The organism is Oleiphilus sp. HI0132 (genome assembly GCF_001635845.1).
Map to the genome: position 1 here is coordinate 1 of NZ_LWGJ01000810.1, position 207 is coordinate 207.

Consider the following 207-nt stretch of genomic DNA (forward strand, 5'->3'; position numbering starts at 1 on the left):
CAGGTGACTAACCCACCGATTGATCCATTGCGTGAAGCGATTGTTATGTCTCTGGAAACCTGTGTGGGTGTAGAGCAGAACGTATTTGAAGAAACGCCTGAGCATGCGAAGCGAATTATTTTGGCTACGCCGGTACTGACACCTGCGAAGTTTAGCTGCTTTAGCTCGGATAAAGATGGTTTTGAACATGCCTTGATTAGCCTTCAG

The 207-nt window shown here is 46.9% G+C and carries 1 protein-coding gene; it reads left to right on the forward strand.

Going from position 1 to position 207, the window contains the following annotated elements:
* Positions 1-207: glutamate synthase central domain-containing protein (locus A3766_RS09350; RefSeq protein ID WP_156508822.1), on the forward strand; the 207-nt coding region annotated here is incomplete at both ends.